Genomic DNA, 11452 nt, shown 5'->3' on the forward strand with positions numbered 1-11452 from the left:
ACCGAGGGCGACGGGCTCTCGCGCGGGGCGATCGGCACGGCCGACACCGTGGTGACGATCCCCATGGCCGGGGGAGTGGACTCCCTGAACGTCGCCGCGGCGTCGGCCGTGGCCTTCTGGGCCACCCGGGTCTGACGCTCGGCCCGCTCGCCGGACACCCCGCAAGAGCAGGCTCACCCTGCTCAAGCGGTGGCGCGCCCCGGCCGTCCGCTACGACGAGCAGACCAGGGCCTTCCGCGGCGCTGTCGTTCTGGTCGCTATCGCGGTCCGGCTACGAAGCCGACCCCGAGAGGCGCTGGAACGTCTGGCGAGCAGCTTCGCGCGGGACGCCAGTCCGCGCTTGAAACTCTGAGTCATCGATCGCGTCCGGGCCGTGGAGAATCTCGTTCAGCGCATTGACGATCACCAGTACGTCATCCGCGCCGAGCACGTACTGGTCACCGGCCAGCCACTCCTCAGGCGGACCGTTCCACCCGTCCGGCGGGACGTGGTAGCGGCCCGCCTGGAGGCAGCCGTTGCACGCCCACGCATCCTCGATGGGTAGGCCGAGCCAGCGCGACCGGATCCGGGACGCCTCTGACAACGGACCCATGCACCAGTCGCAGTAGTCCTGCACGTGATCGATCACCATGTCGGCAACCTACCGCCGATCCGCATCAGGCCCTCAGGTGACGAGACGTTCCCTAGCGCGCCGGCGGCCCCGTGCGCGAGGTCGCGGTGGAAGCCGCGACCTACGAGGGGGGAGCGCGTGTACGGACGCGACGACGACGGGTGGGCCGACCTGGTGGCCGCAGCCTCCGACTTCCTGGACGAGGTGGCTGTGCGCGGCGCCCTGACGAACTACAGCGACCTGAACGCCGAGCTGGTCGAGCGCACCGGGCACCGGGCGTTCAACTTCGCCGACCCAGCTGAGCGCGCCGCGATCGGTCACCTGCTCGGTCATGTGGTCGTCGAGGACTACCCCAGCCGCGGGTACAAACTCTCGGCCCTGGTGATCTACCTGCACGGCAACGACCCGAGCACCGGGTTCTACATCCTGGCCCGCCAGATGGGCCTGATGCCCGCGACCGGCGGCGACAAGGACGCCTTCTGGGCCGCGCAGACCCGCGGGCTGTTCGGGTCCTGAACCGGCGTCGTGCCGCACTCTGAAGGGGCCTGAGCCACCCGACCGGCCACGACGAGCAGACCCCCGGACCCCGCCCAGGCGCGCTCGCACATCGTCCTTGTGCTGCCTGGCAACGAGACCGGAGCCGCACTGATCGCCTGCTGCCCTGGCGGCGGGCGACGCCCGTGGACGACGCGTGAACCCGGACCCGGTCGTCGTGTGCGTCATGGAGCGCCCGACGTAGCTGTCGCGCGCCGCGCGCGCAGACCTGGCCGGGTGCGTGTCGGTGTGCGTGGTCGACCCACGGTGGGGCCGGGCGGACCGGCTGCGGGACGCGCTCGTCGCGGCTGCGCTTCGCTGAACTGATCGATCCCGCCGTCAGGCCTGGGGGTCGTTGAGGGTGGAGCCGGCCTCGCCGCGCACGTGCGGTGCGGACGATCCGGGCGTGCTCGCAGGCGTGGTTCTCGCGCGCGCGGGCCTCGCCGGCCCGGCCGGGCTGGCAGCTGGGCTGAAGTCGGTCACCTTCGCGGGCTCGGGGTGCAGCGGAGAGATGTCACGCAGGTTCCGGATCGTCGCGTCGGCGATCTTGGTGCCTCCGGGGATCTGCTCCACGTCCTTGCGAGCTTGCTCAAGAGCGCCGGGTACCGCGGTCAGGACACCGTCGACGACGTCCTGGGATTCTTCGGCCGTCAGGCCCAGGCGGCGCCCCTCCGCGGCGATGACCGCGCCGTGCATCCCGCTGATCCGGTAGTCGTCGCCGATCCGCATCGGGAAGGTCAGCGGCCCGTTGACGGCGGCGTCCTCCGGCTTCTCGTAGGGGGCGATCGACAGCACGTCGTAGGCGGGGGCAAGCTCAACGGTGTCCCCGTCGAGCAGGAGGGAGTAGTTCTTGGCGTGGGCGTCGGTGTTCACCAGAGCAATGTTCAACGTCAGCAGCGCCAGGAAGTCGCGTGCCACCTCGATCCGGTCGCTCGGCTGCAGCCGCTGCCGCAACAGCTCTCCGACTGCGCCGACGCCAGGTCCGCCGTCGAGGTGCTGGTACTTCTTCTCGGGCGGGACTGCGAGGGCCTGGCACAGGTCCTCCTGGTGGCCGCGGTGCACGACTCCGTCGGGCCCGAGGTGCCGGTCGTACCTCTCCACGACCAGCGCCCTCAGCTGCCCGTCCGGTGAAGTCCACGTGCGAGCCGCGGGCGTGCGCAGGCCGGCATGGCGAGCCACCGCGAGGCTGAACGCCTCCACGGTCGTCAGCCCCGGATACTGCTCGTCCGCGGCCGTACGGGGGACGCTGTACTCGGGCTTGAGGATGTGGGTTGTCGGCGCTCCCGGGCCGGGGCGCGCCCAGGAGCCGTCCGGCAGGGCGACCAACGCGATCTTGGGCTGCGCGCCAGCCAGGCTGATCCGCATGCGCTCGCGTCCGCGCAGCGGGGCGCCGGTGCGGTACGCGTCGATGACCCTGGAGAGGTCGTCGGTCACCTCGTCCTCGCTGATCGGTTCGAGCGCTGCCCGGTCGGCAGTGGCGTCGGTGCTTTCGCGCTCGGGAGGCAAGAGCTGCAGGGCTCCGGCGACGTCACCACCGACGTGCTCCAGGATCGCGAACGGGGACCGTGCCGAGACCTGGTAGGTGGTGGCTAGGGAGGCCAAGGCCTTCTCGTTGTCCGGGAGCAGGCCCTGGATGAAGGGCAGCACGACGCGCTGCCGGTGCCGCGCTGTGACCTTGGGCATCGACAGTGACAGCGGCGTCGAGCCGGCAGCGTTCCGGTATGCGCCGTCGTAGGAGAAGGTGATGCTTCCTGCGCTGGTCATGGCGAGCGTCCCGGCGTGGGCGCCGTCCATGTAGACGTCGAGGGTTCGACCGGCCACGGTCAGTGCTCCTCGGGCTGGATGTCGAGGACGAGGCCAAGCTGGGCGAGCACGTCCAGGATGCGGGGCATCTCGGCACTGGTTCGCCCGGACTCGACCTTGATGAGCCATTCGCGGCCGACGCGGGCGCGGCGGGCGAGCTCGACCTGGGTGAGTCCGGCCTGCTCGCGGGCGTCGCGGATGAGGGCTCCGACGTCAGCCATAGTGCGAACTTGCATCCGCGCCTCCTGAGATGTGCGTCCTGGTCCACTTTCGCGGATGTGGCCTACAGTACACTTCAGCGGAAGTGGACCACAAGCAACTTTGCTATCGGACCCGGTTCTATCCCGCCGACACGGCGCCCGAGGCAGCCGCACGTCGGGGGCTCATGATGTCCGCGCCTGTCGTCGTCCTCGTCCTCACGTCATCACGGTCCTCCCGGTGCTCTCGGCCGCCGCGCGTGCGGTGCTGGACCACGGTGCGATCGCTGACGAGTCGGGCTTCCGCGCAACCACGCCGTGGATCGACGGCCGCCCTCCAGCGAGTTGCGCGAGGGAGCGGGCCCTGCCTGGCGGGAGTGGTGGCTGCCGGTCGGAGTCCCATTGCTCGTCGCCGACCGCGTTGTCCGAGAGCGACCGGACGTCGTCGTCCACCTGGGACTGGTGCTCGGCGTCGAGCTGGTCGTGGTGTGGCGCCTTCCGCCGTCACTGGTGGGCACAGGCAGTGGTCGGCGCTGCGCGGGGTGCGCCGCCGGGCCGGACTGGGCCGGGTCACGGCAGTTCCGGCAGGCCTCGCACCGGCACGCGGTCCGACGGGCACACGAGAGTCGGCACGGCCCGCTCGACGACGAACGGCGACTCGAGCACGTCGAGCGCCGCACCACGCGCCGAGCACGTACAGTGCCCGCGGCTCACGACCGCGGAACAGCAACGTCGGCTGGGCCGCGCCTATCTCGGACACCCCGACACTGGCCAGCGCCGCGCGCGCCGGGCCGCCCGGGGCGTCGTTCAGGTCGCCGCCGAGCACGAGCGGGCCGTCCGGCGGCGCCCGGGAGACCTCGGCAGCCTGCCGATGGCCGGGCCGGCTGGATCGAGCCGGGGATACTCCGTGAGTGCAGGATGGGCGGCGAGGTGCCGGCGCGTGCCTGCCGACGGCGACTCACTCGTGATGGCGCGCCCCTCTGGTCGATAACGCGCTTCTGGCCCATGGCTCACCTCCGGCGAGTCCCTGCTCTCGAGGTATCGCGACCTGGTCGCCGATCTTCCCGAGCGCCTCGCGCTCGTGCTCGGCACCGAGGGCGACGGGCTCTCGCGCGGGGCGATCGGCACGGCCGACACCGTGGTGACGATCCCCATGGCCGGGGGAGTGGACTCCCTGAACGTCGCCGCGGCGTCGGCCGTGGCCTTCTGGGCCACCCGGGCCTAGCCGAACTGACCCGGCACGCGGGGGAGCGCGTCGGGTAGCCACCGGTCTGGGCTGTCGCCGAGCGTCCGGGGGGTCCACGATGGGGGTATGTCCGGCGAGGGAGCGCTCAGCGGCCCGGTCGTCGTGGGGTACGACGGCGGTGCGGCCGCTGCTGCCGCCGTGCGGTGGGCGGCGCGGGAGGCGTCGCGCCGTGGGTGCGCCCTGCACGTGGTGCTCGCGCACGACGGCCAGGACGACCACCTGCCCGTCGAGGGGCCGGAGGCGGCGACGCTGGCCGGGGTGGCTGCCTCGACGCGCACGACGACGGCGGTGATCGCGCACGACGTCGCCGCGCGGCGCAGCCTGGTCGCGGCGGCCGGGCGTGTCCTGGTGGACCGGGGGGCGGACTGTGCGCGGGACGTCGCGCCGGACCTGCCCGTCGAGACCTTCGTCGAGTTCGCGCCGCCCGCCGCCGTGCTCGTCGGCTGCTCCCTGGACGCCGCGATGGTGGTCGTGGGGGCGAGTGACCGCGGCCGGGTCGCCGGGGAGCTCGGCGGGTCGGTCGTGCTCGCGGTGGCCGCGCACGCGCACTGCCCCGTCACGGTCGTCCACGGCGACGTCGAGGCGCTGCGCGAGGTGTCGCTGCCGGTCGTCGTCGGTGTCGACGGGTCGCCGAGCAGCGAGGTCGCGCTCGTGCACGCCGCGGACACGGCGCACGCGCTCGGTGTGCCGCTGCGGGTCGTGGTGGCCTGGTGGGTCCGCACGTCGGAGCACCTCGAGTCGCTGCTCCGCGCGGGCTACCCGCCCGAGAACGCGGGGATGACGGCCGAGCACCTGCTGGCGGCCGCGCTGGCGGCGGCGCGGGACCGGCAACCGGGCCTCGAGGTGACGGGGGAGAGCGTCGAGCGTCGGCCCGCCCGTGCGCTGGTCGCGATCTCGGCGCGGGCCGAACGGCTCGTGCTGGGCACCCGCGGGCGCGGCGGGTTCGCCGCGCTGCTGCTGGGATCGGTGACCCACACGGTGATCCGGGAGGCGTACTGCCCGGTGACGATCGCGCGGTGAGATCGCGCGGTCGTCGTCCTGACAGGCCGCGGTGACCTGACTCACACCCGTGACCGAGGGGTGCCATCCGGCCCTGAGTGTGGTTAGGCTCTCCTACGTGAGTCAGACCTTACCCGCCGTCGTCGCGCCGAGCCTGCCCGGCGTGGCCGCGCCCACGACCGCAACCCGGGCCGCCGCGCTCTCGGCGCACGGGATGACCCTCGGCTACGGCGGCGCGCCCGTGGTGCACGACGCCGCGCTGCGCCTGCTCCCGGGCGAGGTCACGGTTCTCATCGGTCCCAACGGCAGCGGCAAGTCCACGCTGCTGCGCTCGCTCGCCCGCCTGCACCGCCCCACCGCCGGCACGGTGTCGCTGCCCGACGCCGACGACGCCCTCGCGCTGCACCCCAAGGAGTTCGCGCGCCGCGTCACGCTGCTCTCGCAGAGCCGGCCGACGCCGAACGGCGTCAGCGTCCGGGACGTCGTCGGCTACGGCCGCCACCCCTACCGCGGGCGCCTGCGCTCCTCCGATCCCGACGGCGTCCGTGCGGTCGCGTGGGCCATGGACGTCACCGGGGTGCGCACCATGGCCGACCGCGGCGTCGACGAGCTGTCCGGCGGCGAGCTCCAGCGCGTCTGGCTGGCCACGTGCCTCGCCCAGGACACCGGGGTGCTGCTGCTCGACGAGCCCACCACGTACCTGGACCTGCGGTACCAGGTCGAGATCCTCGACCTCGTGCGCGACCTGGCGGACCACCACGAGGTCGCGGTCGGTGTGGTCCTGCACGACCTCAACCAGGCCGCGGCCGTGGCCGACCACGTCGTGCTCCTGCAGCACGGCGCGGTGCGGGCCTGCGGCCTCGCGGCCGACGTGCTGACCGCGCCGGCGCTCACGGAGACCTACGGCATCCGCATCGACGTCAGCCGCGACCCGCACACCGGGGCCGTGCGGACCGAACCCGTCGGCAAGCACTCGCGCCGGAGCGCCGTCGGCGCCTGATCGTCCGGCAGCCCGACCGGCGGTCGATCGGCGGTCGACCTACCCAGCCGCCGCCCGTCCTCTCACCACCCGCTCGACACCCGAGCACCACGAACGAAGGAACCCATGCGACCTGCACACCGGATCGGGCTGCCCGCAGCCGTCCTGGCCACGGCCCTCACTCTCGCCGCCTGCGGCACCACGGAGGAGCCTGCCGCGGAGACCACCACGGACGCCCCGGCGGCGTCGGGCCCCGTGACGTACACCGACGAGCGCGGTGAGCACACGCTCGACGCCCCGGCGACCGAGGTCGTCTCCCTCGAGTGGGGGCTGACCGAGAACCTGCTCGCCCTCGGTGTCGACATCGTCGGCCAGGCGGACGTCGTCGGCTACAACACGTGGGACCAGGTCGTGCCGATCGACGAGTCGACGCCCGACGTCGGTATGCGCGGCGAGGTGAGCCTCGACGCCGTCTCCGCGCTGGAGCCCGACCTCATCGCCGTCACCACCGACACCCCCGAGAACGTCCTCGACCAGCTCGAGGACATCGCCCCGCTCGTGGTCCTGCGCGGCTCCGACGGCACCGACCCCGTGGGCTACATGCGGGAGACGGTGACGACCCTGGCCGCCGTGACCGGGACCGACGGCGCCGGCGCCGACCTCCTGACCGGGTTCGACGACGCCGTCGCCGAGGCCACGGCGAGGCTCGCGGACGCCGGGGTCGACGGCGCGGAGTTCGTCTTCGCCGACGGCTGGGTCAGCAACGGCACGGTCTCCGTGCGGATGTACACCGAGGGGTCGTTCTTCGGCGGCATCGCCGACGAGCTCGGCCTCGTCAACGCGTGGCCCGAGGAGGGCGACGCCGACTACGGGCTCTCGCAGACCGACGTCGAGGGGCTCACCGTCCTCGACCGCGACCTGGCCTTCTTCTACGCGGCCAGCGGCGACGAGGACCCCTTCGCCGACGGTCTCGCGGGCAACGCCGTCTGGGAGCAGCTGCCCTTCGTCGAGGCCGGCGACGTGCACCGCATCCCCGACGGCATCTGGATGTTCGGCGGCCCGGCGTCCGCGGGCGCGTACATCGACGCGCTCGTCGAGGCACTGACGGCGTGAGCACGCGTGCCCCGCGGGGGGTGACCGAGGAGGTCGACCGACGAGACCCGTTGCTCGTCGCCGACCCCACCCCCGCGGGGCACGTCCCGCAGGCCACGACCCACCCGACCCACCGCCTGGCGGTGGGCGTGGTCTTCGGCATCACCGTCCTGGTCGTCCTGGCGCTCGCGGCCGTCCACCTGACACAGGGGACCGCCGACGTCGGCGTGGGCGACCTCCTGCGCTACCTGGTGGACCCGACCGACCCCACCACGGGGGCCGTGCTCGTCGCGTCCCGGGTGCCCCGGCTCCTCGCCGGGCTCCTCGTGGGCGTCGCCCTCGGGGCCGCGGGGGCGGCCCTGCAGTCCGTCGCGCGCAACCCGCTCGCCTCGCCGGACACGCTCGCGGTCAACGCGGGCGCCTGGGTCACGGTCGTGCTCGCCGCGGTCGTCGGCATCTCGGTCCCGTTCTACCTCTCCGGCCTGATGGCGTTCGTCGGCGGGCTGGCGGCGGCCGGCCTGGTCCTCGTGCTCGCCCGGGGCGGGGCCTCCGGGCCGACGCGCCTCATCCTCGCCGGCTCCGCCGTCGCGATGGCGCTCAACGCCCTGACCATGGTCCTGCTCGTGCTGTTCCAGCAGGAGACGCTGGGCCTGTTCGCCTGGGGCAGCGGCTCGATCGTGCAGTCCGGGACGCGGTCCGTCGCGCTCGCCGCACCGCTCGTCCTCCTCGGGCTCGTCGGGCTGCTCCTCGTCGCGCACCGCCTCGACCTGCTCGCCCTGGGCGACGACGCCGCGACCGTCCTCGGCGTCGACGTGCGCGGCACCCGCGTCGTGACCGTCGTCCTCGCCGTGCTGCTGTCCGCCGCGGCGGTGACGGTGGCCGGGCCGGTCGGGTTCGTCGGGCTGTGCGCGCCGGTCATCGTCCGGCTCGCGGCGCGCCGCGTCCCCGGCATCAACCGCCACCGCGTCCTCGTCCCGCTCGCGGGGCTCGCCGGGGTGGTCGTCGTCCTCGGCGCCGACGTGCTGCTGCGCGCGGTGCTGCCCGGTGGCTACGGCGTGGCCGTGCCGACCGGGATCGTCACGACCGTCTTCGGGGCGGTCACGCTCGTGCTCCTGGCCCGCAGGCTGCGGGACTCCGGGCCCGCGGCCACCGCGCGCAGCGCCCGCGTGCGCCCCCGGACCCGTCGCCGGGCGCTGGTCGTCCAGGGCGTCCTCGTCGTCCTCGTGGTCGGTGCCGCGCTCGCCGCGCTGCTGCTCGGCGACCGCCTCCTGCTGACCGGCGACGTCGTGAACTGGATGACGGAGCAGGCCGGGCGCCAGGTGACGTTCGTCCTCGACCAGCGCGTCCCGCGGGTGCTCGCCGCGCTCCTCGCGGGTGCGGCGCTGGGCCTGGCGGGCACGATCGTGCAGTCCGTCGCCCGCAACCCCCTGGCCGAGCCGGGGATCCTCGGGATCACGGCGGGTGCCGGCCTGGCCGCCGTGGCCGTCGTGCTCCTCGTCCCCGGCGTCGGCATCTGGGCCATGTCCGGTGCGGCCGTCGTGGGCGCGCTCGGGACGTTCGCGCTCGTCTACGCGCTGGCGTCCCGCGGCGGGCTGAGCTCGGACCGCCTCGTGCTCATCGGCGTCGGCACGAGCGCGGGCGCGACCGCGCTGACGGCGATGGTCATCGTCGTCGTGCAGCCGTGGAACACGAACGTGGCCCTCACCTGGCTGTCCGGGTCGACGTACGGGCGCACCCTCGACCACCTCGTGCCGGTCGTCCTCGCGCTGGTCGTCGTGGTGCCGGTCGCGCTCTGGTCGCGCCGCGAGATGGACGTGCTCGCCCTCGACGAGGACACCCCGCGGGTGCTGGGCCTCGCGCTCGGGCGCGACCGGTTCGTGCTCCTCACCTCGAGCGCGCTGCTCACGGCCGCGGCCGTGTGCGCGATCGGGGTCGTCGGGTTCGTCGGCCTCGTGGCCCCGCACGCCGCCCGCGCGCTCGTCGGCTCGCGGCACGGGCGGGTCGTCCCGGTCGCGATGCTGCTCGGTGCGCTCCTCGTGAGCGTCGCCGACACCGTCGGGCGCGCCGCGTTCGCCCCCGTGCAGATCCCGGCCGGCCTCACCACCGCGCTGATCGGCGCCCCCTACTTCGTCTGGCTCCTGTGGCGTGGCCGCGGGCGCGAGGCGTGACCCACCCGTACGCCCACGACAGGAGACGACCATGACGCAGGCCCCCGCCGACCAGGTGACCGCCGTGACGCCCTGGCGCTTCTTCGACGTGTCCGTGGCGCGGGTCGCCCGGCTGTCGCCGAGCTTCCTGCGCATCACGTTCACCGGCCCCGACCTCGACGAGTTCGCCGACGTCGGGCGTGACGTGCGCATCAAGTTCGTCCTGCCCGCGCCCGACGGCGGGTACACGCACCTCGTGCGCGGCGCCGAGTGGTACGCCGCGTGGCGCGCCCAGCCGGACGACCGCCGCAACCGCCTGCGGACCTACACCACACGTGCGGTGCGCCACGCGGAGCGGGAGGTCGACGTCGACGTCGTGCTGCACGGGGACAGCGGCCCGGCGTCGCGGTGGGCGCTGTCCGCGGTCGCCGGCTCCGAGCTCGTCCTGCTGGGGCCGAACCGTCGCCACGAGGGCCCGCACGGCGGGGTGGAGTTCGCGCCGCCCGCGTGCAGCCACGCGCTCCTGCTGGCCGGGGACGAGACGGCGGTCCCGGCGATCGCCGCCATCCTCGAGGACCTGCCGGCCGACGCCGTCGGCGAGGCGTACCTCGAGGTCCCGGAGACCGGGGACCGCTTCGCGCTCGCCGCGCCGGACGGCGTGCGGGTGACCTGGCTGGCGCGCGACGGCGAGCCGCACGGCACCCACCTCGTCCCCGCCGTGCAGGAGGCTGCCGAGCGCTTCCTCCAGCTCGGGGTGCGCCCGTCCCAGGAGCCGCGCACCGAGGTCGGCACCGAGGTCGAGGACGTCGACGTGGACAGCGCGATCCTCTGGGAGGTGCCCGTCGACAGCTCGGGCGCGCCGCTCGTGCAGGACACGGTGCTCTACGCCTGGCTCGCCGGGGAGGCGGGCGTCATCAAGACGCTGCGCCGCCACCTCGTCGGCGAGCTCGGCGTCGACCGCCGGGCCGTCGCCTTCATGGGCTACTGGCGCGAGGGCCGCTCGGAGAGCTGAGCGGCCCCCGCGGCCTGCCCGACCGGTCCTGCTGGTACGACCGGTCCTGCTGGTGCGACTGGTGCCGCTACGCGGGGACCTGGTAGGTCGGGGTCAGGGTCGCGCGCGCGATCGTGTGGAAGAGCGCGGTGAACGCGACCGCCGTCGGGGAGGCGTCCGGTCCGACCCCCTCGGCGTCGGCGAGAGAGTCGACGTCGAGGGCGTGGACCGCGAAGACGTACCGGTGCGGGCGGTCCCCGGGCGGGGGTGCGGCGCCCTCGTAGCCGACCGCGCCGCCGTCGGTCCTGGTCTGGAAGGCGCCTGCGGGCAGGTCGGCGTCCGGGACGCCCACGCCCGTGGCGAGGGCCGTCGTCGTGACCGGGAGGTCGACCACCGTCCAGTGCCAGTACCCGGCCGGGGTCGGCGCGTCGGGGTCGAAGCAGCTGACGACGAACGAGCGCGTTCCCTCGGGGAAGCCGGACCAGCCGAGCGCGGGGGACAGGTCGTCCCCGGCCGCCGCATGGGTGTCGGGCAGCGGTTCGCCGTCGGTCATGTCGGTGCTCGTGAGGGTGAAGGTGGGCATCTCGGGGAGCAGGGAGTAGGGCTCGGGTGCGTGGGGTCGGAGCTCGAGTTCCATGCCTCCCATCGTGCCGAAGACGCCGTGCGGTAGCCACGGGAGGCGGGAGATCCGCAGGATTCCACGAGATGTCGCCGTTCCGGGTGACCCTCGACCACGGGTCGACGGTTCGCCACGACCCTCGACCTCGACCGGAGGTCGAGGGTCGTGGCGCCGCACGAGAAGTTGACACCGCCCGCACCCGGGCGTGTACTAGAAGTGTTCGAACACCTGTTCG

General features: G+C 73.8%; 11 protein-coding genes and 1 pseudogene. 8 read left to right on the forward strand and 4 right to left on the reverse strand.

Features of this window, described 5'->3' with window-relative positions:
• On the forward strand, positions 1-135 hold a 135-nt coding region (locus OHL10_RS17705), incomplete at its 5' end, for a TrmH family RNA methyltransferase (protein ID WP_322645589.1).
• A gap of 136 nt (positions 136-271) precedes the next feature.
• Here OHL10_RS17705 and OHL10_RS17710 read toward each other — a convergent pair.
• Positions 272-631, reverse strand: coding sequence for a hypothetical protein (locus OHL10_RS17710; RefSeq protein WP_265523573.1), 360 nt, complete (start codon positions 629-631; stop codon positions 272-274).
• A gap of 117 nt (positions 632-748) precedes the next feature.
• On the opposite strand from OHL10_RS17710, the gene OHL10_RS17715 reads away from it, so the two are divergent.
• Complete coding sequence (locus OHL10_RS17715; RefSeq protein ID WP_265523574.1) at positions 749-1126, forward strand: hypothetical protein; 378 nt, start codon at positions 749-751, stop codon at positions 1124-1126.
• Positions 1127-1483: 357 nt separating this feature from the next.
• Here OHL10_RS17715 and OHL10_RS17720 read toward each other — a convergent pair whose 3' ends face one another.
• Together OHL10_RS17720 and OHL10_RS17725 are read right to left on the reverse strand one after the other, a co-directional pair.
• Entirely contained in the window at positions 1484-2965 is a 1482-nt protein-coding gene (locus OHL10_RS17720; protein WP_265523575.1) for a HipA domain-containing protein, read from the reverse strand.
• A 2-nt stretch (positions 2966-2967) separates the two neighbouring features.
• A complete protein-coding gene (locus OHL10_RS17725) occupies positions 2968-3183 on the reverse strand; it encodes a helix-turn-helix domain-containing protein (protein WP_265523576.1) in 216 nt (71 codons plus the stop codon).
• A 1006-nt stretch (positions 3184-4189) separates the two neighbouring features.
• Here OHL10_RS17725 and OHL10_RS17730 point away from each other — a divergent pair.
• From OHL10_RS17730 to OHL10_RS17755, 6 genes and pseudogenes are all read left to right on the forward strand, one after another.
• Positions 4190-4369: pseudogene (locus tag OHL10_RS17730) on the forward strand (TrmH family RNA methyltransferase); the annotation flags it as partial.
• A gap of 87 nt (positions 4370-4456) precedes the next feature.
• Positions 4457-5410: a universal stress protein gene (locus OHL10_RS17735; protein ID WP_265523577.1), complete on the forward strand. Its 954-nt coding sequence runs from the start codon at positions 4457-4459 to the stop codon at positions 5408-5410.
• A gap of 193 nt (positions 5411-5603) precedes the next feature.
• A complete protein-coding gene (locus OHL10_RS17740) occupies positions 5604-6389 on the forward strand; it encodes an ABC transporter ATP-binding protein (RefSeq protein ID WP_265523622.1) in 786 nt (261 codons plus the stop codon).
• 105 nt (positions 6390-6494) lie between these two features.
• A complete protein-coding gene (locus OHL10_RS17745) occupies positions 6495-7481 on the forward strand; it encodes an ABC transporter substrate-binding protein (RefSeq protein ID WP_265523578.1) in 987 nt (328 codons plus the stop codon).
• Complete coding sequence (locus OHL10_RS17750) at positions 7478-9628, forward strand: iron ABC transporter permease (protein ID WP_265523579.1); 2151 nt, start codon at positions 7478-7480, stop codon at positions 9626-9628. The genes OHL10_RS17745 and OHL10_RS17750 overlap by 4 nt, the downstream gene beginning before the upstream one ends.
• A 31-nt stretch (positions 9629-9659) precedes the next feature.
• Complete coding sequence (locus OHL10_RS17755; protein ID WP_265523580.1) at positions 9660-10619, forward strand: siderophore-interacting protein; 960 nt, start codon at positions 9660-9662, stop codon at positions 10617-10619.
• Positions 10620-10686: 67 nt separating this feature from the next.
• On the opposite strand, the gene OHL10_RS17760 is transcribed toward OHL10_RS17755, so the two are convergent.
• On the reverse strand, positions 10687-11235 hold the full coding sequence (locus OHL10_RS17760; protein ID WP_265523581.1) for a YbhB/YbcL family Raf kinase inhibitor-like protein: 549 nt from the start codon (positions 11233-11235) through the stop codon (positions 10687-10689).
• Between the last annotated feature and the right edge of the window lie 217 nt (positions 11236-11452).

The sequence above is a fragment of the Oerskovia flava genome (genome assembly GCF_026163685.1).
GTDB classification, from domain to species: Bacteria; Actinomycetota; Actinomycetes; order Actinomycetales; family Cellulomonadaceae; genus Oerskovia_A; species Oerskovia_A flava.